Consider the following 24,379-nt stretch of genomic DNA (forward strand, 5'->3'; position numbering starts at 1 on the left):
CCGGTGTAATTTGCCGGGCGAGTGTTCAAAAGGATGACTAAGGAACTATTCGCCACGGTATTTAATTTGCACCCCCTGCAGGAAATTGCGCAGGATTTGGTCTTTACACTGGCGATAATGTTTATGCTCCGGCTTGCGGAAAAAAGCACTTAACTCCGGCTTGCTGACCCTTAGGTCCGCCAGCTTCAAGATATCAATGATATCTTCAGCTTTCATATTTAATGCAATTTTGAGCTTCATTAAGATCAAGTTATTGGTTAAGCGTTTTTCCGGTGGATGTTGCGGACCGTCTTTTTTACCCCGCTTTTCATTGATCAGGCCATTTAGGAAAATCGCCAGTTCGGTATCGCCGCAGGCTTTATAATCAGGATCGTCATCTTTCTTCAGCCAACAAGTTATCTGCTTCCTGGCTATCTGATGATCGGCCAAAGCCATGATAGCCACCATTTTGTCATCGTTATAATTGAAGATATAGCGGATGCGGCGAAGTACGTCGTTATTGGTCACACATGTTTCCTGAATAAAATTGCAGCCTGGTCATTTTGACGACTGCCTGATAATGGCGGCAATTTTAGCAGACTTTAGGCTTATCAATAAAGCCTCAACAAGGGAGAATCAATCGCTCTTCCCACTTTAAGGTATTTACAAAGGTTAGCGTTGTTTATTACCCTCCCTTTTTACCACTCCAAAAACAACATCTTCTAGTTCTCCGGTTAAAGGTAGGTCATGCAAAAATTGCTTAACCTCACTAACTTAACCTGACTTTAAATTCATCCCGGTAACGGCGGGATAAGTTTAACTGCTTGCCGTTTTTCAGCATGACTTCGCAATCGCCGCTCGGCTGGGGACTGATAGAATCGACGGCATCGAGATTAACGCCATATGAGCGGTGAATACGGCAAAAACCTTTATCCGATATCTGCTCTATTAAACCGCTTAGGGTGGAACGCAGCGGATAAACCCTGTCCTTGATATGCAGATTCACATAGTTGCCGCATGACTCCAGCCATTCAATATCTTCAACCTTAATGATAAATTCTTTACCCAGTTTTTTCACCAGCAGGCGATCACATTCCTGCTCTTTACTATTTTCTTCGCTCGCTTCTTCTCCGTCGGGCACCAGGCAGGCTTCGCCGATAAGGCGGCTGACAACAAAACGAAAACAATAGATCACCATCACAAAAAAGACATAGGTCCAGGCATCTTTACGGTATTCGTATAGCAGCTCTATCGGCAACTCACCAAATTGATAGTGCAGCTGCTGGCTGAGAAAGATCAGCTTGCGCAAGAAAACCATCAGGCCGACATGCATCAGGGAAAAGACCACCGAAGCCAGCACATGCCAGACAATATTTTTTTTCAGCGTTAACCAGGTCAGCGGTACTTTATTTAAAAAAAGCATCAATAAAGGCAAGAGTAAGATAAAACTTACCGCACTGGTATATTCGAGTACAAAAGGTTGCCAAAGGGGAAAATCAACTCCCTGTTTTTCCCGGCCGGCCTCCATAAGAATAGAAGTGGCATTGATGGTATTGTTGATAAACAGGTAGCCTATCAGGAAGCACAATTCATAAAATTTCGGCCGTTTTTCAATTTCGGTTAATAAGTTCATCATTTCATCTTTATTGTTGGCACCCAGGTAAATATTTTTATCCCCGGATACCACCGCTTATCCCTATCCCTTGTTATTTAAGCCTTTTTGACTTTTTCATCTTGAGCACAACCGCTACGCTGGCATTATAAAATCATGTTAAAGCAAACATGACAAAGACTTAAGGACACACTATTAGAGGCCAATATGATAACCCAAAATCCTCCTTCACAACATCCGGGAAAGCCGCCGAAAACCAAAGCCGTTATGAGCGACAGGCGTTACGACATCGACTGGCTCAGATCCCTGGCCTTTATCTTATTAATTTTTTATCACATAGCTCAGTTCTATGTATTTGACTGGAACTGGCATATTAAAAGCGCCTACCAAAGTGAGTTTTTGCAAAACATTATGCTCCTGGTGAATCAATGGCGTATGCCGCTTATTTTTTTGATTTCCGGCACCGCACTGGCGTTGGTTGAAGCAAGAACCACTACCCGGGCTTTATTAAAAACCCGCTTTGTCCGTATCTTTATGCCCTTAGTGATCGGCATGTATTTGATTGTGCCTCCCCAGCTGTATTTTGAGCTGATACAAAAAGAAGGATTCAGCGGGGATTATTTCCGTTTTTTCCGCTTTTATATCGATGCCGATACCACCATGTATCCCGATCACCAGCATGGACCCCTGGGGTTATTAACCTGGAATCATTTATGGTACCTTGCCTATTTATGGCATTACACCCTGATTTATCTGGTATTAAAACCGCTATTAACTCGGATAAACTTCACACGTATCAACAAGGTTTCCCCGCCGGCTTTAGTCTTGATACCGGTAAGTCTGTTTATTTTCTATGGCCTGGTGATAGAGCCGCTTTACCCGTCAACGAATGCCCTGGTCGATGACTGGTATAATCATGCCCTTTATTTTACCGTTTTCCTGCTTGGCTATATGCTGGCTAAATCGCCGGCTATCTGGCAAAGCATTATCCACTATCGGAAAACCTGGTTGATACTGGCTATTTTCAATTACTTACTGGTGATTATTCGTTATAACCGTGCCCTGGGCTTTGACATCGACTATCTCAATGGCTCGCTGTTAACCCAGGTAGCAATCCAGTTTATCTGGTGCGCCAATAAGGTCTTTTGGCTGCTGGCCATTATCGGTTTTGCCGGTGCTTACCTCAACAAGAAACATCCGCTGTTAGCCTATATGAATCAAGCCGTTTTACCCTGGTATATCTTACATCAAACCCTGATCATTATTTTTGCCGCCTGCCTGGCCAAGTTTGCCTTAGGGCCTGTGCTGGAGCCGCTGTTGCTGATCCTGATGACCTTTGCCGGCTGTTTTATCGGTTACGAGGTCATTAAACGTTTTACCCTGACACGCTTTATTTTTGGCTTAAAAGTTAACAACCAAGTTCATGGCTCAGCTCTTAGTTCCCCGGTAACAGCAGCAGAAAAAAACGCACTTAATTAGAACTGCTCTGCAAAATATCACCTGGCCAGCTCTTTTATTTACTTAGCTAACTAGCGGGTTAATTATCTAAGTAAATAAAGGGCTTGGCCTGAAACCAGCTTTAATTCCCCATGCCCCCAGGCCCCTGATAGTCAAGTAAACAGCCATTACAATGGCCATTTTTATTAATTTGAATTATCAATAAAAGTGAACTTTACTTAAATTCCTAACTGCTACTTTCTGTGATTTATTTTTACGCAAGACACGAAACCTGTCCGTTGGGTAAGGGATGATCCATTTAAAGATAATAAGTTTAAATAGATCCCAGATCAGAAGGACAACATCCCGATGTATAAAATAAAGCTTTACACCCTGGTTGCCGCGCTATTATTAACTAGCTCCCTATCCGTACATGCGACGCTGATCACCTCAGACTTAGTACAGCTGGACGCCGATACCTGGCAAGGGACCTATAAAATTACCAACAATACCTTACCTTTTGATATTGAAGAATTTAGTATCTATTTTGATTTTAGCCTGTTTGAAAACCTTGTGGCCACAGGCGCGCCGCCTGACTGGGATCCTTTGGTTATCCAACCGGATATCGGCCTGCCCGACGACGGCTTCTACGACGCACTGGCACTCGCTGTCGGGATTATCCCCGGCGATATGTTATCCGGTTTTATGATTGAGTTTGATTATCTCGGCCTCGACCTGCCGCCGGCAATGCCTTTTGAGATCTTAGATCCTTTCACTTTTGACCTGCTCGACAGCGGTGAAGTGACCTTTACATCGATAACCGAATTACCTGTGCCTGCTCCCGCCGCCTTGGGCTTGCTGGTCCTGGGACTTCTCGGTGTAAGGCGGCGAAAATAAAGTCACACAGCTGAATAACAGTGTTCCCCCCTGAAAATATGGATCCTTAATATAGGATCCATATTTTCAGTGTTTTTTCTTCTTACCGCCAACAAGGCTTCTTCTCAACGGCAGTTGTTAACAGTTCGATACCAGCTTTCAATTCATCATTAAAATTCAAAGGGTTAAGGTGATAGCTTTAAAACCTTGCCAAAAGTGATGCAATGTTCGCCCCAAAAAATAATTATCCCCTGACTGTAAAAATGATTTTCCAATCATTACAACAAGCTTCACCGGAGTAAAAAATTCTGACAGAAATTGACGCCTTTTCCGTCTTGAATTTTCAAAACCTGTTAACTATTCTTTTTTACCAAATTAGATGCAGGGAAGCCGGTGCACACCGGTGGCCGTTGATACGCTACCTCTGAGCACATAAAACCAGCTTTGTTGTATTTGATTTACTTGATGTACTCACTGACGACTTTCTTGTCAGCAATAATGACCCCGCCAGCAAAAGGTTGGTGGAATAAGCTGCTGACTCTGCAATATATCAGTGTTGTATCGTTTCCAAACAACTCTTCACATGATCCAGCTATAGTCCAGCATTTGATGACATACGCTCATTTTTGAGAATGATCTGAAACATGATCACTCAGTCAGTTTCAACCGAACGGTTACAGATCCCGTAATCTGTGCCCATCGGCCAAGGGGGAATGTTATGAATATCAGGCAAGCTTTACATCGCATTAGCCTTATAAGCTTTTACCTATTCGCTTGTTGGCTCCCCGCAGCCTTTGCCGATATTGTTGTCGACGACAGAAATGTCGTCAGTTCTGCCCGTGTTTCCCGGGTGGAAATCGAATATATCAACACCTTAGATATCACCAATAATGGCGGCGCCTTTACCAATATCGTCATTACCGTTTCCAGTACTTCGCCAAATACCGTGATCACCGATAACCAGGTGCTGGTCAACGAGATGTTGTCCCCCGGCAGTTTAACCACCACAGACACCTTTTCCTTCCGCCAAAACCGCAGCGCCCCTTTTAATCCGGACGACCTGCAGTTTGACATCAGCGTTGAGGAAGTTGATATCCTGCCCCCGGCTGTGGCCATTTTATCGCCGCAGGACGGCGATACCGTCAATAACTCTCCGGTGCAGGTGTTGGTGGCGGCAAGCGATGATGTTGCCCTGGATACCGTTACCGTCAACGGTATTCCGGCAAGTTTTGACGGCAGCAACTTTAGCGCCGATGTTCCCCTGAGCTCAGGGCTCAACAGCTTAACGGCGGTGGCTACAGACACTTCAGGCAACTCCAGCTCAGACACCATAGATATTGAACTGGTGGCACTGGATTTAACCGCACCCTCGGTGGAGATCCTCTCCCCGCTAAACGGCGATACCGTCAATGAAAGCCCGGTCAGTGTCATAGTGGCAGCGAGTGACGATGTCGCCCTCGATACCGTCACCGTCAACGGCATACCGGCCAGCTTTGACGGCAGTAACTTTACCGCCAGTGTACCCATCCTTCCCGGCAGCAACAGTCTGACGGCAGAGGCCACCGATACCTCGGGCAACAGCAACTCAGATACCATAGATATTGAGCTGGTGGCGCTGGATTTAACCGCGCCCTCGGTCAACATTCTCTCTCCGCTGGACGGTGATATCGTCAATGAAAGTCCGGTCAGCGTCTTGGTGAAAGCAAGCGATGATGTCGCCCTCGATACCGTTACCGTTAACGACATACCGGCAAGCTTTGACGGCAGCAACTTTTTTGCCAGTGTGCCGATAGAGCCCGGCAGCAACAGCCTGACGGCAGTGGCCACAGATACTTCCGGCAACTCTAATTCCGATACCATAGACATAGAGCTGGTGGCACTGGATTTAACCGCGCCTTCGGTGCAAATCCTCTCCCCGACAGACGGCGAAGTCCTGGCAGAAAGCCCGGTGGATGTCTCCATTGCTGCCGACGATGATGTTGCCCTGGAAACCGTCACCATCAATGGTCTGCCCACCAGTTTTGACGGCAGCAATTTTATCGCCAGCGTACCGCTGGATGAAGGCAGCAATACCTTAACCGCCACCGCCACCGACACCTCGGGCAACAGCAGCTCCGACAGCATAGAGGTCACCCTGGATTTGTCCCTGGGAGATATCACGCCGCCGACCATCAGCATATTGGCGCCGACGGACGGCGCGCTGTTAATCGATAACACCCCGGAGCTGGAAATCATCTTTGACGACAATGTCGGTATCAACGAAGGCTCTTTGCTCATCAGCGTCAACGGTGAAGCCATTTCCCCGGATTGTAATGCCGATACCACGGATGCCTTTTGCAGCCTGACTGCGCCATTGCCGGACGGCGATGTCACCATAGCAGCGCAGATCAGCGACCTTGCCGGCAACAGTGCCAGTGACCAGGTAACTGTACTGGTGGATGTCGAGCCGGTCACCATCGATATTAACGAGCCCTTAGACCGTTTGATCACTGACCTTGCACAAATCAACGTCGAAGGCGATGTCAGCGACAATGCACAAACCGTGACCGTCAATGGCGTAGACGCCAGTATCACCGACGGCCAGTTCTCCGCCCTGGTGCCCCTGCGTGAAGGTAAAAACATGTTGGTGGCAGTGGGCACCAAAGCTTCGGGACGCACCGCCACCGACTCGGTGGATATCACCCGGGATAATATCGCCCCGATCGTACAGATCACCTCCCCCTCCGACGGCCTGGTCTCGGTCAACGACACCATAGATGTCACCGGCCAGGTCAATGACATAGTCAACGGCGCCGTCAATGCCAGCGTGTTTATCAACGGCATTGAAGCCACGGTCTCAGCCGGTAACTTTTTAGCCACCGCCGTGCCCCTGGTGAACGGTCCTAATACCATAGAAGCGGTTGCCACCGACCAGGTAGGCAACCAGGGCAGCCACCAAATCGAGGTGACCTTCACCCAGCCTGCCGGCGCCCGTATGAGCCAGTTCTCCGGCAGCGGCCAGGCCAGCGAAGTGACTACCCAGCTATCACAGCCCCTTATCGCCCAGGTACTCGACAGCTTAGGCAACCCGGTAACCGGACGTTTGGTGAAATTTGAAGTCAGCCGCAACAACGGCGGCGTTGCTCCGGATGCCTCCGCCGAGCTACAACGTATCATCCAGGTACCCACCGACGGCTCCGGCAAGGCCCAGGTGTTCTTCACCTTGGGCGATACCGCAGGGGAAGGTAACAACCGGGTGATAGCTTCCGCCGTCGGCGTCGTCGGTGAAGTGGAGTTTTGTGCCACCGCCCTGACCCGCCCGGCGGATAAGATCTTAATGACCAGCGGCGACAACCAGCGCGGCCTGGTGAGCAGCCCACTGCCCAATCCTCTTGAAGCCCTGGTGGTGGACAGGGGCGGTAATCCAATTCAGGGTATACAGGTCACCTTCCAGGTCACTAAGGGCGGCGGTAATCTCGACGGCAGCGACACTATCGTCAAGCAAACCGGCAATGACGGTGTTGCCCGGGCGGTGTTAACCTTAGGGCTGGAACCCGGCATCAATAACAATGTCGTCAATGCCACGTTCCCCGGCCTGACCGGCTTGCCCGCGACCTTTACCTCCTCAGGCCTGTCGCCGGGCAACCCGGAAGAAACCACCTTCTCCGGCGTGGTACTCGACAGCGGTTTGACCGCCATCCCCGGCGCCGTGGTATTTATTCCCAACAGCCCGGCAACCGGGGTCACCAATGATGAAGGCTTCTTCCTGCTTGAAAATGTGCCTACGGGCAAAATCGATCTGGAAATAGACCCCTCAGGCAGCCCGCGCCCGGAAACTTTCCCGGCGCTGCATTTTGAAACGGTAACCGTCGCTGGCCAGCAAAACGATCTCGGCATGCCCATTATCCTGCCGCCGATCCAAACCCAGGACTCCAAGCTGGTCGGTGGCGATGAAGATGTCACCCTGCAAATGGTGGGGGTTGCCGGACTGGAACTGACCGTCTTTGCCAATTCCGCCACTTTCCCGGGCGGCAGTAGCACAGGACAGGTCACCATCAGCCAGGTACACCTGGATAAAGTGCCTATGCCGCCGCCAAGCGGCACCTTCTTTATGCCGCCGGCCTGGACGGTGCAGCCTGCCGGGGTCATCTTTGATCCGCCGGCCAGGATCAGCATTCCCAACGATGGACTGCCCCCGGGCCGGGTGATCGACATCTTCCAGTTTGACCATGGCCTTAACGAGTTTATCAACATTGGTAAAGGCACGGTATCGGAAGACGCTTCTGTCATCGTCTCAGACCCAGGTTTTGGCATTACCCGCGCCGGCTGGGGCGGTTGTGGCCAACCGCAACCGCCGACCACCTGCGCCGCCAAATGTGGCCCTTGCCAGAAATGTGAAAACAACGCCTGTGTCGCCGATACCTCGAAAAACGGCCAGGCCTGTGCCGACGGGCCGCAAGAGGCCAAGTCCAACGGCGTCACTTACTCAGTGGACGATTCCTGTAAAGGGGTATGCGATAACGGCACCTGTAAAGACAAGGACGGCTTTAATGTCAAAAAACTGTTAAATGCCTTGAAAACCGCCGGTGACAAGGCCTTCTCCAGCTGTGTTAAAGATCCGCTGAAGAAGAAAATGACCGATTTCCTCAAAGATAAAAACTTTAAAATCAAGTGCAGCGCCACCAATCCCAACTGCGGCGGCGCCGCCCCGGGATCCAATACCCTGACCTTAGGTAAAGCGGCGCTTGATGCCTCTAAATGCGATGATCTTTCCTCAAGCACCTTGCATGAACTCGTGCATGCCGCCGGCGGCCATCGTCATCGCAAATGTAAGGCCGACGGCACCGTGCTTGGAGAAATTGCCTGTACCGTCGGGGCAGATTGTAAAACCTGTGTCGATCCTAATACCGACAAGGCCTATGGCTGTGAAGCATCCTGCTTCCCCACCACAGGCTCTAAAGTCGGTAAAGCATCGGCCTGTAAATAACACATGTGGTAGTGTTACGTGACAAATCATAAGAACAGAGAAAGGATGAAAAAATGAAATTAAAAGGATGGGTAATGTTACTGCTCTCGCTGGCATTATTTGCCAATGCCGGTGCGGGATTAACCACGGGCAAACATATGCATAAAGCAGAGGAAGAGGAACCGGCCGAGCAACACAAGTTTTCCAAAGCCAACCGTTATGATTTTGATGGTGAGCAGTATTGGTATTACAAGATGATGGAAAAAGTCACCAACGAAAGCGTTACCAACGGCACACTGCTCGGGGAAATTCAGGAAAGGGATCGAAAAATCTATTTTCAGCTGCCGAAAACGGAGGCGGACAATGCCGGAAAACGGAACAAGGGTTATACCATGGCGGTGGCAAAAATCGTGGCATTTTTAGAGCCGGGCTTTCTACCGGACAACGATGCCAATAAACAATATATGGCAAACCTGAAAAAGATACTGCAAAAAAATACCCAGTTATCGAAAAGGATCCTCGAAGACCATAGTCGATTAAGCCTATGGTTTTCAAGAAATAAAAATCGGCTAATCTGGTCTGAACAGGCCCAGCAGTTAGTCATAGCTGAATTGAAGTAAAACGTTTAACAGCATTTTAACAAGTTAACTGTCTAGCAAGACAAGATTTTAGCAAGTTAAACTAGATGTGGAGGTCGTAAACAAATGAAGACCGGACGATTTTCTCAGACTACAGGCAAGGGATTTCTCGATACCTTGCGGCAATACCTCCCTGCGGTGTTTTTGTTAACTTGTTTTAGCTTTACATCACTGCCCTATGCCAACGAAAATAAAGATGACGATGAACTGCCGGGCCCGCCGGAAATCATCGACATCCCGGATGCCGGGCCGGTACTCAATGAAGACTGTATCGCCACCATTTTAAACCGCCAGACCCAGGTCAATACCGACGGTACCTTTGTCATTCCCAATGTGCCCGTGCCGCAGGGGGCTTTTCGGGTACGGGTAGTTTGTGACCGCGCCGACGGCAGCGTCGATAACGGCCAGTCACCCTTTGTGCTGGGCAACCCCAACGGTGAAACCCTGTTTGATGAAATCTCCTTTGCCGACGATGACCCCGTACCTGTCTCTATCGAGATCAGCTCCCCTGCACTGGAACTCACCCCTGAAGCCAACGGCGTCCAGTTGGTCACCACAGGCACCTTACCCGACGGCACCGAGATTGATATCACCCTGGCAGATACCGGTACCTTTTATCTGGTATCAAACCCCGCCATTGCCACCGTCAGCGACGACGGCTTCATTAACGCCGTTTCCAGTGGCACGCTACTGGTCACGGCTACCCACGAAGGGGTTATCGCCACTATCCAGCTCACCGTAAACCTGACCCTGGATGCGGATGATGACGGCCTGCCGGATGACTTTGAAAGCCTCAATGCAGTCAACCCCGGCGGCGCCAATTTATCCCGCCTGCCCGGCGTCACCGTCGATGCCAGCAGCTTCTCCGGCTCCAATGTGCCGGATCGCGCCATAGACGGCAATATTTTCACTTCCTGGTTTACCAGTGTCGGCGATGCCGCCAACAAACGCAGCGCCCCCTTTATTGAAGTTTTGCTGCCGGACGATGTCGATGTCGCCCAGGTACGCCTGCTCGGTAACCGCACCAACCCGGTGGGTTTCGACTTTTTTGCCGGCCGCATCCAGGCCTTTGATGTCGCCGATAATGAAGTTTTTAACTCCGGCGAAGTTTTACTGCCGGCGCCCAGCCGTGACTTAGCCGTGCCGCTTGATGTCGATATGATCCGCCGGATACGTTTTACCGCCACAGACGATGAAAGCAATACCCCGGGACTGTCGGAATTCCAGATCTTATCCCGCCCCGGCGGCATAGGCTTAGACTTAAATGACGACGGCGACGCCCTGCTCGACTTTGATCTCGACGGCCTGAACAATACCGAGGAATTTAACTTAGGCACCAGTATCTTCCTTAACGATACCGACGGCGACGGCCTTGATGATGCCCAGGAAGGCAGCTTAGGCTCGAACCCGTTATTATCGGATACCGACGGTGACGGCCTGCTCGACGGCTCTGAAGTCAACCCGACCTCGGACAGCGACGGCGACGGTATTATCAATATGCTCGACCCCGACAGCGATAACGACCTCTTACCCGACGGCGTCGAACTTGCCCTGGGCCTGGATCCGCTGCGCGCCGACACCAACTTTAACGGTATCCCCGACGGCAGTGAAGACAGTGACAACGACGGCCTGCCCAACAGTGAAGAAGTGCTGGAAAACACCGACCCGCTTAATCCGGATACCGACGGTGACGGCTTGCTCGACGGTGAAGAAGTCCTGCCGGGGGCAGACGGTCATATTACCGATCCGCTGCGCGCCGATACCGACGGCGACGGCATGGATGACGGTTATGAATCCCAGTTTGGCCTCGACCCCACAGATCCCAACGATGCCCTGGACGACCCGGATAATGACGGCCTCACCAATCTGGAAGAATCACAGCTGGGTACAGATCCCTTTAACAATGATACCGTGCCGCCAGCAGTCTCCCAGATCACGCCGTTAGATACCGCCTCCGATGTGCCCACCAACTCAGTGATCGTGGTGCGTTTTAATGAACAGCTGCTGGACACTTCCATCACCGACGGCGTGATCAGCCTCACCAATGGTGTTCCGATCACAGGCGACCTGAGTTTATCCAACGATTTATTGTCGGTCACCTTTACCCCGGATGAGCAGCTGCCGGGCCTGACCACTTTAGCCGTTGAAGTACAAGGCATACGGGATATTGCCGGTAACCTGATGGTGGGCAGCTTCAACAGCAGCTTTACCACGGCGGAATTTGTCGATGATATACGTCCGACGGTTATCCGCACCAGCCCGCTCAGCAGCAGCTCGAATGTGCCGGTCAATGCCCCCTTTACCATGGAATTTAGTGAACCTATGGATCCGGCCACCCTGATCCCGGCCAATATCATCGTCCGGGATAACATCACCTTTAGCAACGTTCCCGGGATGATACAGGTGGATCCCGACGGCCGGGTGGCGTCCTTCGTGCCCGACAGCACCTTTGCCATCGGCCGCAGCCACAGCGTTTTTGTGACCACCAATACCCAGGATGTGTCCGGTAATGCCTTGCAGTTCCAGCATAACTTCTCCTTTACCACCGCCTTTGTCCAGGACAGCGAGCGGCCCAACTTTATCGCCAGCAGTCCGAAAAACTTTGATTCGACCATTCCCGTCAATGCCCTGATCCAATTGCAGTTCGACGAACCCATGAATATCGTCGATGCCGTACGCGGGGTCATAGTGACCACGCCGGGAGGCACAGTAGACGGCTCTATCGCCCTGGAAGATGCCAACCGCCGCATCAGCTTTACCTCGGCCAGTGCCCTGGCCCCCAATACCACGCATACCGTCAATGTCAGTACCGGCCTCACCGATCTGGTGGGTAACCCGATAGACAACCCCATCAGTTTCAGTTTTGATACCGATGATGTCGGCGATGTCATCAGGCCAAGCTTTACCCAGGCAGATCCGGTCAATAACCGCTCGGATGTGCCCACCAATATGGCCGCCCGGATCACCTTTAACGAAAGGTTTAACGACTTAACCTTAAATAGCAGCAGCTTCTTTATTGAAAAAACCAATCCCTGCTGCTTCCCGGTGACCAGTACCATAGTGGTGGCAAACGACAGGTTAAGTGCCACCCTGACCCCGGATAACCCGCTTGAGCCCCTGACCTCATACCGGGTAAGGTTAAATACCGGTGCCCGGGATCTCGCCAATAACCTTTATACCGGCACCTCGGTACCGACAAACTTTAGTACCGGCGCAGGACAAGACAATAACGCCCCGGTAGTAGACAACCTCAGCCTTGAAGACGGCTTAACCGGCGTGCCCGCCAATGCCAGGATCCAGATAAGGTTATCCGAACCCGTTAACCTGGTGAACCTGCCAACAGACAGCATGACCTTGTCCCTGGGCGGCTCCGACATACCGGGCACCGTCAGCCTGAGCAGTGATCGCAGAACCATTATCTTTACCCCGGATGCACCGCTGGCCGCCGGGTTGTACCAGTTAAACTTAACTGGCCTTACAGATATCGCCGGTAATACCGGCATAGCCTTTAACAGCAGCTTTACCGCACTGGATACGGTAGATAACACCCGGCCAACCGCCAGTTCGGTTTCCCCCGTTAACGGCAGCAACTCGGTGGCCGCCGATGCCAGCATGTCGGTTACTTTCTCCGAGCGCATCAACCCGCTTACCCTCAACAGCGGTAATTTCTTTGTTGAAAAAACCACAGGCGGCACGGTACGTATAGCCGGGGACTTAAGCCTTTCAGCCGACGGCCTGACCGCCACCTTTACCCCGTTGACGCCGCTACTGCCGGGATTCACTTACCGCATCCGCACCTTTAACAGCATCCAGGATCTTTCCGGCAACGCCTTCTCCGGCAGCTCGGTGCCAAGTAACTTTACCATAGGGGGCGGCGAACCCGCCGATACCACTAAACCTCAGGTCCAGCTGATCACTCCCAATAACGGCGCCAGCGATATCGGGGTGATCAATACCTCCGTGGTGGTCACCTTTACCGAGTCGTTAAATCCGGGTACGGTTACCAGCTCGACCATGGAGCTCTACGCCAACAGTGTCCGGCTGTTCCCGTCTATTTCCCGCTCCAGTGACAACCGTACCGTGACCCTGCGGGATAACTTACCCGGCAACAGCACCATAACCGTGATCATTACCGATGACGTCACCGACCTTGCCGGCAATGCCATGGACAACTTTACCAGCGAATTCTCCACGGTGGCACCGACCGATACCGGCAGGCCTTCGGTGTTTAGCCAGCGCCCCGGAAACGGCGCCAGTAATGTCGCCACTGACCTGAGCCTGGTGCTCTTTACCAACGAACCTATGGATATAACCACCCTGCCCGGCGCCCTGCATATTTCACAAAACGGCGACGCCGTGCCCGGTACCATAGCCATTACCGGCGATGGCCGTAATATCGAATTTACCCCGGATGCCGATTGGCAGCCAGATGCCCTGATCCAGGTCTTTTTAGACACCAATGCCAAAGATACCTCGGGCAACAGCATCTTTAACTACCAGGGATCATTCAGGACCCAGGCAGACGGCAGCAGCGACAGCCCGTTTGTGATCCGCGAATCCCTGTTCCAGCAAAACACCAATGAGCTCTTAACCAACAGCTTTTTTGATATTGAATTTAGCGAAGCACTCGATCCGACAACCGTTAACAGCACCAATGCCTTTATACAGGAAAACTTCAGCGGCGGAGGCCTGATCAGCGCGACCGTCAACCTGCTTGGCGGCGATACCATACGTATCACCCCAAATGCAGCGCTTGCCACAGGTACCAACTATTTCTACCGCTTACTCCCGGGGTTGCGTGACCTCGACGGCCAGGCCCCCAACTTTGGCAACTTTACCCGCTTCTTCAGGACCGGCTCAGGCGGCGATAATACCGCGCCGAACGTACTGGCGGTATCACCGCCGGATGCCGCGATAGACATCCCTACCAATGCCGTGATCCGCCTGCTTGTCGATGAACTGACCGACTTAAGCTCAGTCAATGACACTAACGTGCAGCTTAATGACGGCTCAGGCAATGCCATCGCCTGTACTATTTCCAGCCAGAATTTTACTGACGGCCAGCAGGAAATTTTGATCGTGCCCCATGCGCCACTCAAAGAAAACACACTCCACCAGTTAACCCTGGACGGCATTACAGATCTGGTGGGTAACAGCATCAGCGTACAAACCACCTCCTTTACTACAGGCATACAGCCGGATACGGTATCACCGGCCCTGGTGCGCACTAACCCCTTTAACGGCGCGACCAATGTTGCCGTCAATTCCGTGGTCGACTTTGAAGTCACCGAAGCCCTGGATCCGGCCAGGTTCCAACATGCCGGTACCACATTACGGGATAACACCACCTTCCAGAACTTGGCCGTCACCAGCAGTTTGAGCAGCGATGCCCGTAAAGTTACCGTCGCCCCGGATAATCCGCTGCTGGTCAACCGCAGCCACAGCGTATTCCGCTCCGGCAATACCATGACAGATTATGCCAACAACCAGCTCTTTAACTGGACCTTTAGCTTTACCACTTCATTTGATCCCGATACCACCGCGCCCCAGGTGGCCGGTATCAGCCCGTCAGATGGCCTGGCTGACATCGCCAGAAATGCCCGGGTACAAATTGACTTTGATGAACCGATCCGCACTTCCAGCCTTGACGGTATTACCCTCAGCGACAGCGGCGGCACACTGACCGTCAGCAAACAATTTAGCAACGGCAACCGTACCGTTACTTTAGTGCCGCAGAACCTGCTGACCGAAAACAGCTTACATACCGTCAGCATCGCCAATATAGAAGACTTGAGCAACAACCTGCTCACCGGCCCGGTCACCTCCAGCTTCACCACAGAAGACGGCGTTGATTTCTTCAGGCCGACCTTGGCGGTTGCCGATCCGGTCAACAACAGCACCAATGTACCCACCAATATGGTGGCCCATATCTCTTTCAACGAGCGCCTCAATCCGTTATCCGTTAACAGCGATACTTTCTTTATTGAGCAGACTTCACCTTGTTGTCCAAAAGTCACCGGCACGGTAGCCGTCTCCGCCGACTTGCTCCATGCCTCCTTTACCCCGGATGAGCCGCTTAAACCGAGAACCAATTACCGCATCCGCATGTTCAGCGGTGCACGTGACTTTGCCGATAATACCTACTCCAGTACCTCGGTACCGGCAAATTTCATTACCGGCGATGGTGCAGACAACAGCGCACCTGATTTTATCGGTAGCAGCCTGGCCGACGGCATCAGCAATGTGCCCGCCAATGCCGTGATCTCGGTGCGTCTCGATGAAGCCGTCACCCTGGTAGACTTAGCAGGCGATGCCATAGTCGTCAGCACAGGCGGCGTACCGGTAAACGGCACGATCAGCTTAAGCAGTGACCGCCGTACTATCTTCTTTACCCCGTCAGCGCTGCTGGCCATTGGCAACTACCAGATTGATGTCAGCGGTTTAACCGATCTCGCAGGTAATACCAGCGGCGCCTTTAGCAGCAATTTTGAAGTCACCAACAGCAATGCCGACACGACCCGTCCGACCCTGGTTTCCACCTCGCCGGTTAACGGCGCCGCTACTGTCGCCAGTAATGCGGTGATCTCCGCAACGTTAAGCGAAAGGGTCAACCCGCTCACGGTTAACTCGGGCAGTGTTTTTGTTGAGCAAACCTCCGGCGGTACCGCCCGTATCGCCGGTAGCCTGAGCCTGTCCAACAATGACCAGACCATCAGCTTTACCCCGTTAAATCCTCTGGTTGCCGAACAGACCTACAGGTTAAGAATGTTTAACAGCGTGCAAGATCTGGCGGGCAATACCTATGCCAGCACCAGCGTACCGACCAGTTTCACCATAGATCCCGCCGGACTCCAGGATACCACGGCGCCAACGGTACAAGTGATCACCCCGCCAGATGGCGCCACCGACGTCAGCTTAGTCAACAACCCGGTTGTGATCACCTTCTCCGAGTCTCTGCGTCCGAATACAGTCAACAGCAATACCGTGGAATTTTTCGCCAACGGCAGCCGGTTATTCCCGTCCCGCAGTTTATCCAGCGATAACCGCACCCTGTTCGTCAATGATACTTTACCGGCCAACAGCCTGATCACCCTGGTGCTCACCGACGGTATCAGCGACTTGTCAGGTAATGCCCTGGCCAACTTTAGCTCGGAATTTACCACCGCACCGGCACTGGATACCGGCAGGCCTTCAGTGGTTGGCCAAAGACCCAACAACGGCGCCAGCAATGTCCCGGTTGACAACAATTTCACCCTGTTTATTAACGAGCCCATGGATGAACTGACCATAAACGATGCCTTAAATGTCACCCAAAACGGCGTCCTGGTAAGCGGCACCACAGATATCACCGGCGATGGCCGCAGCATTACCTTTACCCCGGATACGCCCTGGAGCGACAACGCCCTGATCCAGATATTCCTTGACCCAAGCGCCCGGGATACCAGCGGTAATGCCTTAAACAATTACCAGGGCTCTTTCCGCACCGTACTGGCCGATGCCAATATCGCTCCTGCGGTCATTAATGAGAGTCTGTTCCAGCAAAGCACCAATAATGTCCTGGTCAACAGCCGGTTTGATATTAAGTTCAACCAGCCGCTAGACCCGTCAACGGTCAATAATACCAATGTTGAACTCAGGGAAAACTTCGGCAGTAGCAACCTGGTTACCGCCACCGTCACCCTGGTCGGGGACAGGATCATTCGTATCACCCCGGATGCCAATCTCAGTGACAGCAGCAACTACTTCTACCGCTTATTTAACGGGCTGAGGGATCTGGATGGCCAGCAACCGACCTTTGGTAACTTTACCCGCTTCTTCGCCACCGGCACCGATGAAGATAACAGCGCACCGGGTATCGTCTCGGTCTCACCGCCTGACAGCAGTGTTGATATCCCCATCAATGCCCTTATCCGGGTATTGTTTGACGAACAGGTGAATATGACCGCCCTTAGCGACAGCAACATAGAGATCAATGACGGCAGCGGCGGCGCCATCTCCTGCAGTATCTCCAGTCAAAGCTTTGCTGACGGCCAGTTCCTGGTCTCTGTCGTGCCCCACAATCCGCTAAGTGCCAACACAGCTTATGACTTAACCGTCAGCGGCGTGGAAGATCTGGCAGGCAATATTGTCAGCAGCCAAACCACCTCCTTTACCACGGGAGTGCAGCCCGATACCGTATCACCGGTATTCGTACGCAATACCCCGGTAAGCGGCTCTGTCGATGTGCCGGTCAATGCCGTGATCGAAATGGAGGTCAACGAACCGCTGGATCCGGCAATTTTTGTCCATATCGGCGTGTTGATCCGGGAAAATACCGGCTTCACCAACCTGCCCTTTAGCCAAAGCCTGAGCGCCGATGCCCGCACCATGATGTTTGTGCCCGACAGCGGTTTGGCACTAAACAGCAGCCATAGCGTATTCCGCTCCGGCGCTGTGCCCACAGACTATGCCGGCAACAGCTTCTTTATGCCGACCACCAGCTTTACCACCAGCGCGGTTGAAGACTTAACCGCCCCGACTGTACTTGCCATCAGTCCGGAGAATAACTTAACCCAAGTGCCGATTAATGGTGTGATCGAGGTTCATTTTGATGAGCCGCTGCAAAGCGATGGCCTGAGCAATATCACCTTAAGCGACAGCGCAGGCGATATCGATCTCTTGTTTGCCTTAAGCAATGGTAACCGTAACCTGCTGATCACGCCGCGTAACCCGTTGAATGCCAATGAGCTCCATACCCTGACCATAGACGGCGTAAAAGACCTGGCCGACAATGTCATCGCCGCACCTGTGGTCAGCCTGTTTACCACAGAAGATAGCGTTGACTTTAGCCGGCCATTGTTGGCCTCGGTAGATCCGTTCAACAATGCGACTAATGTTCCCACCAACTTAGTGGCGCAAGTAAGCTTTAACGAGCGGGTCAACCCCTTATCCGTGACCACCAGCAGCTTCTTTATTGAAAGCACCAACCCCTGCTGCCCGGCTGTCGCAGGTACGGTACAGGTGGCCAGTAACCTGCTTAGCGCCACCTTTACCCCGGACAGCAACTTAGATACCTCCCACAGCTACCGTATCCGCTTGCTCACCGGGGTGCGTGATCTGGCCAATAATACCTATGCCAGCACCTCGGTACCGGCCAACTTCACCACCAGCGACGCAGAAGATAATACCGCGCCTGTGGTAACGGGCATCAGTCCGATAGACGGTTTTACCGACGTGCCGGTAAATAGCCAGATCATGGTGGAATTTGATGAAGCGATCCGCAATGAAAGCCTGGCGAGCATTACCCTAAGCGATACCGGCGGCACGGTCGCCGTCAGCAAAAGCTTAAGTAACGGCAACCGCAGGGTGACCCTGACTCCGATAAGCGCTTTGGCCAGCTCCGAGCTGCATACCGTAGATATCAGCGGCGTGGAGGATCTGGCGACCAATGTGCTTGCCGCCCCCGTCAGTTCAAGCTTTACCACAGGCAGCAACACAGATAGCACCAGGCCAACCCTGGTATCCATCACCCCGGCCAATTCCAGCAGCAATGTCCCGGTCGGCACTACCTCGGTAGCCGTGTTCAGCGAGCCCATCAACGCCCTGACCTTGCCCGGCAACTTCTTTATCGAGCGCACTTCCCCCTGCTGCACCGCCGTCAGCGGCAGCTACAGCCTTAGCGCCGACCAGATGACGGTGACTTTCACCCCGGATGAAGATCTGGTCAATAATACCAGCTATCGGGTGCGGACACTTTCGGGATTGCGGGATCTGGCTAATAATTCATTTAACGGCACCTCAGTGCCCAGTAACTTCACCACGGAGCCTTAAATATGAACAGCACCAAACTCCCTTTATTGCCAATAATAGTGCTAACACTAGTAGTCACCTTAACGGCATGCAGCAAAACCAACACGAGTTTGGCGCAACAAAAGCAGACACAACAACAAAGCCAGGAGGCCAACGCGGCTATCCTGGCGATGCGGGACGATTTAAAACAATTAAAGCGGGAAGTAGCCGCCATTCGCCAGGCGGTCACCGATATTCATAAAATCGCCATGGACACCCCGGAGCCGGTGGCCAAGCCCCTGCCCGCCCAGCTGGCATTGGATTTAGACGGTAATGATCCCTTACTGGGCAGTGAGGATGCCACTATCGCCATCGTCGAGTTCTCCGACTTTCAATGCCCCTATTGCAAACGTTTTGCCGACCAAACCTTCCCCGCCATCAAGAAAAATTACATCAAAACCGGCAAAGTCCGTTATATCGCCCGGGACTTCCCGCTCGACTTTCATCCCCAGGCACAAGGCGCTGCCGTGGCGGCCAACTGCGCCCTGGCGCAAGGCGCTTACTGGCAAATGCGCGACAGCCTGTTCAGCAATATCCGCGAGTTAAGTCCTCAGCGCTATCAGGAGCTGGCAGGCGAATTAAAGCTCGACCTGGAGCAATTTAAACTGTGCAGCAGCGATAAACGCCACATAGAAGAAGTCAGTGAAGATCAGGGACTGGCGGCCTCCCTCGGCATCAGCGGCACACCGAGCTTCTTTATCGGCCGCATCGAAGGGGACAAACTGGTTAATGGCCGCCTGATCGTCGGCGCCCAGGGCTATCAAACCTTTTCAACGGTTATCGATTCCATTATCGCAGCCCCTTAACGGAAAACTCACAACTCCAGTTAACCAGCACTTTCCAAGCCGGGCAAATCTAATAGAGTTTTCCCATTAGCTTAATGCCTTGCAACTCTCAGCTTCCCCCTGTCACCAGGGGGAATTGGCTAAACGATCTTTACAGCCCTTACCTGCTCGACAATAATCATATTAAGCTAACTACATCAGGGAAGAATCCAGATGTCGCAACCAGAAGCAGTCAATGGAGCCGTTATTGATGCAGTAACGACCACCAATACAAAAGTAGTGGCAGAAGCCCCGGCTATGGCCATCGGCAGTTTATATCAAACCATAGCTAACTCCGTAGCCATGGCAGCCGCCAACGCGGTATATGCCCAACAGCAGGCAAATGTCACCTACCAGGGGGCCTCAACTTTAGGCATTACCAAACTCTTTTCAACCAACAAGATAGTTGACGCGATCAATTCCCAAAGAAATCAATGACCGGATAACAGCAACCTCAGGCACACAGCACGGGGCTAATAAAGAAACGGCCCCCGGCTAACGCTTTCTTTATTTTAGACTTTAACAATCAGGTAAGAATTAGGCATTTAAATGTGAATGAATCTGCATTTCCTGTCTTATAAATCAAACATTGCGACAGAATTAACTCTGTTAATAAAGCAATTTGGCGAATTCATTTAACACTTCTTTTACCTGGGGACTAAACCAAATAAAAGCACTGATATTTACTAATACAGTTAGTGCCAACACCAGGCGAAAAAATAATTTCTTGGATTTATGTCGTAACAGCTGCTGAGCAATCATTGCACCTGGCCAGCCACCGGTTAAAGCCAACAAATGCAGGTGTTTTTCTTTAACACGCCATTCTCCTTTCCTGGCCTTTGATTTATCAATTGCGTATATGGCAAAGGTGCAGAGACTTAGCAACCAATAACTTATTATTAGCGCTATAGGCAGGTAGGCTAAGTAGCAGGCAATGGTAATCGAGATTAAAAAGAGACATGCGAAATAAATAGAAAACAAACGCATACTATTACCTCTGTTGGAAAGTGAACTGTTGACCCTAATAGACTCATAAGAAATAAGTCTGCAGATAGCAAAAAGCCCTGCAGTTGCAGGGCTTTTCGTTTTAATATGGCGGTGAGGGAGGGATTCGAACCCTCGATACCTTGCGGTATACACACTTTCCAGGCGTGCTCCTTCGGCCACTCGGACACCTCACCAGATTGTTACTTTTAGCTGAAATTTCTCGTTCGCTGAAAGCTGCGCTATGGTAGGAAAAAAGCCTTGCGGGTGCAAGGCTATTTTTAACTTTTTATCAAAAAAACTAACTGTTTGCTGATAAATTAGGCTTATTAGCGAAAATTTACGCGTTGCCTTTTACTTTCAGTTTATTCTCTGCGGCAAAATTAAGCATGCGGTGCAGCGGGATTAACGCTTTTTCCGCCAGTGCAGGGTCAACGTGAATTTCACGGCCTACCGGGCTTTCTAATGCTGCTTTAATCGAGGCTAAGCCGTTCATTGCCATCCAGGGACATAAGGCGCAGCTGCGACAGGTAGCGCCGTTGCCGCCGGTGGGTGCTTCAATGAATTTTTTATGCGGGCTCGCCTGCTCCATTTTATAGAAGATGCCCTTATCGGTGGCAACAATAAAGGTCTCGTTATCCATTTCCTGGCTGGCTTTGATCAGCTGGCTGGTTGAGCCTACGGCATCGGCAATTTCAACAACATTTGCCGGAGATTCCGGGTGAACCAGAACGGCAGCATCCGGGTACTGTACTTTTAAATCTCTTAGGGCTTTGGCTTTGAACTCGTCATGGACGATACAGGCGCCCTGCCACATCAGCATTTCTGCGCCGGTTTGTTTTTCGATATAAGAACCCAGGTGACGATCCGGGCCCCAGATGATCGGCTTACCTTCGCTTTCGAGCATATCGACAATTTCAAGGGCGATACTTGAGGTTACCACCCAGTCGGCACGGGCTTTTACCGCCGCCGAGGTATTGGCATACACAACTACGGTGTGATCCGGGTGCTGGTCACAAAAAGCAGAAAACTCTTCGATTGGGCAACCTAAGTCTAACGAACAAGTCGCTTCCAGCTCAGGCATTAAAACAGTTTTTTCCGGCGTAAGAATTTTTGCGGTTTCCCCCATAAATTTCACACCGGCAACAATCAGGGTATCGGCAGGATGTTGATTACCAAATCGTGCCATTTCTAATGAATCGGCAACACAACCACCGGTTTCTTCCGCCAACGCCTGAATTTCAGGGTCGGTATAGTAGTGTGCCACCAATACGGCATTTTTCTCTTTTAGCAGCTGTTTGATTTCTTCTTTATATTGTGCTTTTTCTTCGCTAGTTAAGGGCTTAGGCTTGGCAGGATATTGAAAATCAAATTCCACGGCTAAATTGGCTTGCGTCATTACAAATCTCGTTAATGCTTTAAAAACAGGGCAATTATACGATAAAGCAAGGGTAAAGTGTACTAAGTAAAGTTCTGGAAAATTAAGGAGATAGCATAATAACTAAAAGTAATTAGACCCTAGGGTTTGATATAATGAAAAGCGCCTGCACTCAAGTGCCTAAAGGCTATCTCTTCTACACAAATCCCCCTAAGCCAGCACTGTAAATTTTAACGGACATCTCCGCCGTTATGCCCTTTAAAAAGAGGCCTGCCCGCTATTGATTTACCCAGCTACGCGGTCTTTAGTTAAAGGTGGCAACAACAGCTGTTCCCTTTGTTACCACCTGCGGCACTATAGCCTTAACTAAAGCCGCAACTAAAGTCGCAACCCCTGAGTGTTAGCCCACCCAGAGGTCGCTAACCACAACGAACTTCCCAAGGAGTCCGCCATGGCTAGTTATAAGCATACGCCAGACCCCGCCCCGGCAAAAGTAAATTATCCCATTTATCGGCAGTTTACCGTGCTGGAAACCATCTTTGAGTCGGCAGCCAAAACCCGCGGCATCGGCATTAACTATGTCCCGGTAAACCTTGAGCCTTGTATTGTGCTCAGGGGGAAATGGCTCAGGCAGGCCGGTTTTGCTATCGGCCGCAAGGTCAGTATTGTCATCAATCCAGAGGAGATACTCATCAAACCTAAGCAAGTCAGTTAAGCTGGTTTGCCTATAAACACCTATAAGCATTCAAGCTGCTGCATCTCAAGTCAGGTGCAGTAGCTTTTTTATCTGAATCTAAAGCCCAAAAGGTAAATGCAGTAGTGATTTATGAAAGACTTACAGTTTCAGACATAACTTATGTCAAGGAAGTTAGATAATCGATTAAAGCGGATATTTAAAAGGAATTTAGAAGAAGTGGTGGGTCGTGAAGGATTTGAACCTTCGACAAATTGGTTAAAAGCCAACTGCTCTACCAACTGAGCTAACGACCCGCATAAAATGCTTACTGATTGTAAAGTGGTGGGTCGTGAAGGATTTGAACCTTCGACAAATTGGTTAAAAGCCAACTGCTCTACCAACTGAGCTAACGACCCACATAAACTGTGCTTACTGTTTGTAAAAGTGGTGGGTCGTGTAGGATTTTAACCTTCGACCATACCTGGGTAGAGAGCGTTAAAAGCCTTGGCTTTTCTTGCCACGTTCTCTTACCTTTAAAAGTGGTGGGTCGTGAAGGATTTGAACCTTCGACAAATTGGTTAAAAGCCAACTGCTCTACCAACTGAGCTAACGACCCACATAAACTGTGTTTACTGTTTTGTAAAAGTGGTGGGTCGTGAAGGATTTGAACCTTCGACAAATTGGTTAAAAGCCAACTGCTCTACCAACTGAGCTAACGACCCACATAAACTGGTTTACTATTTTGTAAAAGTGGTGGGTCGTGAAGGATTTGAACCTTCGACAAATTGGTTAAAAGCCAACTGCTCTACCAACTGAGCTAACGACCCACATAAACTGTGCTTACTGTTTGTAAAAGTGGTGGGTCGTGAAGGATTTGAACCTTCGACAAATTGGTTAAAAGCCAACTGCTCTACCAACTGAGCTAACGACCCACATAAAGAGGTTTTTATAGTTACTTCTTTAAAACTATATCGACATGGATTTTGACATGTCATGACTAAGACATTTTAAAAGCCTTGGTATGCTTTTATTTAGCAAGCATCTCAATCATAAAAGTGGTGGGTCGTGAAGGATTTGAACCTTCGACAAATTGGTTAAAAGCCAACTGCTCTACCAACTGAGCTAACGACCCGACTTTGCGTCCACATGCTCCGTGAACGCGCCGCATATAATACTCATAATTTTTTTTAGTGCAACAACAA

Annotated in this window: 12 protein-coding genes and 8 tRNA genes; 8 read left to right on the plus strand and 12 right to left on the minus strand. The window is 50.9% G+C overall.

The features are described 5' to 3' along the window. Positions 1-45: 45 nt before the first annotated feature. Positions 46-507 (minus strand): YehS family protein, encoded by a 462-nt coding sequence (locus SG35_RS18755; RefSeq protein ID WP_044835512.1) that lies wholly within the window; start codon positions 505-507, stop codon positions 46-48. Between the two features lie 241 nt (positions 508-748). After that, entirely contained in the window at positions 749-1,666 is a 918-nt protein-coding gene (locus SG35_RS18760) for a LytR/AlgR family response regulator transcription factor (protein ID WP_236702696.1), read from the minus strand. A 132-nt stretch (positions 1,667-1,798) separates the two neighbouring features. On the opposite strand from SG35_RS18760, the gene SG35_RS18765 reads away from it, so the two are divergent. The 7 genes from SG35_RS18765 (at position 1,799) to SG35_RS18795 (ending at position 20,577) form a co-directional block, all read left to right on the plus strand. Next, a complete protein-coding gene (locus SG35_RS18765) occupies positions 1,799-3,070 on the plus strand; it encodes an acyltransferase family protein (protein WP_053043384.1) in 1,272 nt (423 codons plus the stop codon). Positions 3,071-3,397: 327 nt separating this feature from the next. Further along, the gene (locus SG35_RS18770) at positions 3,398-3,925 is read left to right on the plus strand and encodes a hypothetical protein (protein ID WP_053043383.1); all 528 of its coding nucleotides are present in this window, start codon (positions 3,398-3,400) and stop codon (positions 3,923-3,925) included. Between the two features lie 697 nt (positions 3,926-4,622). After that, positions 4,623-8,870: a hypothetical protein gene (locus tag SG35_RS18775; protein ID WP_044835511.1), complete on the plus strand. Its 4,248-nt coding sequence runs from the start codon at positions 4,623-4,625 to the stop codon at positions 8,868-8,870. 53 nt (positions 8,871-8,923) lie between these two features. Further along, positions 8,924-9,469 carry a hypothetical protein gene (locus SG35_RS18780; protein ID WP_044835510.1) on the plus strand — a complete coding sequence of 182 codons (546 nt, stop codon included), beginning with the start codon at positions 8,924-8,926 and terminating at the stop codon, positions 9,467-9,469. A gap of 84 nt (positions 9,470-9,553) precedes the next feature. Beyond that, positions 9,554-19,297 (plus strand): Ig-like domain-containing domain, encoded by a 9,744-nt coding sequence (locus SG35_RS18785; protein WP_152646801.1) that lies wholly within the window; start codon positions 9,554-9,556, stop codon positions 19,295-19,297. Between the two features lie 2 nt (positions 19,298-19,299). Next, positions 19,300-20,121: a DsbA family protein gene (locus SG35_RS18790; RefSeq protein WP_053043382.1), complete on the plus strand. Its 822-nt coding sequence runs from the start codon at positions 19,300-19,302 to the stop codon at positions 20,119-20,121. Between the two features lie 192 nt (positions 20,122-20,313). Beyond that, a complete protein-coding gene (locus SG35_RS18795) occupies positions 20,314-20,577 on the plus strand; it encodes a RebB family R body protein (RefSeq protein ID WP_044835508.1) in 264 nt (87 codons plus the stop codon). A 171-nt stretch (positions 20,578-20,748) separates the two neighbouring features. On the opposite strand, the gene SG35_RS18800 is transcribed toward SG35_RS18795, so the two are convergent. The 3 genes from SG35_RS18800 to nadA all read right to left on the minus strand — a co-directional run bounded on the left by SG35_RS18800 (position 20,749) and on the right by nadA (position 22,522). Further along, positions 20,749-21,126: a DUF1294 domain-containing protein gene (locus SG35_RS18800; RefSeq protein ID WP_044835507.1), complete on the minus strand. Its 378-nt coding sequence runs from the start codon at positions 21,124-21,126 to the stop codon at positions 20,749-20,751. 106 nt (positions 21,127-21,232) lie between these two features. Further along, positions 21,233-21,320 (minus strand) — tRNA-Ser (locus SG35_RS18805). Between the two features lie 143 nt (positions 21,321-21,463). Beyond that, complete coding sequence (gene nadA, locus SG35_RS18810; protein WP_044835506.1) at positions 21,464-22,522, minus strand: quinolinate synthase NadA; 1,059 nt, start codon at positions 22,520-22,522, stop codon at positions 21,464-21,466. A gap of 430 nt (positions 22,523-22,952) precedes the next feature. Between nadA and SG35_RS18815 the strand changes: the two genes are divergently transcribed. Beyond that, entirely contained in the window at positions 22,953-23,216 is a 264-nt protein-coding gene (locus tag SG35_RS18815; RefSeq protein WP_044835505.1) for a SymE family type I addiction module toxin, read from the plus strand. A 199-nt stretch (positions 23,217-23,415) separates the two neighbouring features. Here SG35_RS18815 and SG35_RS18820 read toward each other — a convergent pair. The 7 genes from SG35_RS18820 to SG35_RS18850 form a co-directional block, all read right to left on the minus strand. Continuing rightward, positions 23,416-23,491 (minus strand) — tRNA-Lys (locus tag SG35_RS18820). 26 nt (positions 23,492-23,517) lie between these two features. Then, positions 23,518-23,593, minus strand: a tRNA-Lys gene (locus SG35_RS18825). Positions 23,594-23,717: 124 nt separating this feature from the next. Beyond that, positions 23,718-23,793 (minus strand) — tRNA-Lys (locus tag SG35_RS18830). A gap of 30 nt (positions 23,794-23,823) precedes the next feature. Next, positions 23,824-23,899 (minus strand) — tRNA-Lys (locus SG35_RS18835). 29 nt (positions 23,900-23,928) lie between these two features. Further along, a tRNA-Lys gene (locus SG35_RS18840) sits at positions 23,929-24,004 on the minus strand. Positions 24,005-24,033: 29 nt separating this feature from the next. Continuing rightward, a tRNA-Lys gene (locus SG35_RS18845) sits at positions 24,034-24,109 on the minus strand. Between the two features lie 124 nt (positions 24,110-24,233). Continuing rightward, positions 24,234-24,309, minus strand: a tRNA-Lys gene (locus tag SG35_RS18850). Between the last annotated feature and the right edge of the window lie 70 nt (positions 24,310-24,379).

It is taken from the genome of Thalassomonas actiniarum, assembly GCF_000948975.2.
Taxonomy (GTDB): domain Bacteria; phylum Pseudomonadota; class Gammaproteobacteria; order Enterobacterales; family Alteromonadaceae; genus Thalassomonas; species Thalassomonas actiniarum.

Coding starts and splice junctions, on each gene's coding strand:
- SG35_RS18765 (WP_053043384.1), top strand. CDS start 1,799: ATGATAACCCAAAATCCTCCTTCACAACATCCGGGAAAGCCGCCGAAA.
- SG35_RS18770 (WP_053043383.1), top strand. CDS start 3,398: ATGTATAAAATAAAGCTTTACACCCTGGTTGCCGCGCTATTATTAACT.
- SG35_RS18775 (WP_044835511.1), top strand. CDS start 4,623: ATGAATATCAGGCAAGCTTTACATCGCATTAGCCTTATAAGCTTTTAC.
- SG35_RS18780 (WP_044835510.1), top strand. CDS start 8,924: ATGAAATTAAAAGGATGGGTAATGTTACTGCTCTCGCTGGCATTATTT.
- SG35_RS18785 (WP_152646801.1), top strand. CDS start 9,554: ATGAAGACCGGACGATTTTCTCAGACTACAGGCAAGGGATTTCTCGAT.
- SG35_RS18790 (WP_053043382.1), top strand. CDS start 19,300: ATGAACAGCACCAAACTCCCTTTATTGCCAATAATAGTGCTAACACTA.
- SG35_RS18795 (WP_044835508.1), top strand. CDS start 20,314: ATGTCGCAACCAGAAGCAGTCAATGGAGCCGTTATTGATGCAGTAACG.
- SG35_RS18800 (WP_044835507.1), bottom strand. CDS start 21,126: ATGCGTTTGTTTTCTATTTATTTCGCATGTCTCTTTTTAATCTCGATT.
- nadA (WP_044835506.1), bottom strand. CDS start 22,522: ATGACGCAAGCCAATTTAGCCGTGGAATTTGATTTTCAATATCCTGCC.
- SG35_RS18815 (WP_044835505.1), top strand. CDS start 22,953: ATGGCTAGTTATAAGCATACGCCAGACCCCGCCCCGGCAAAAGTAAAT.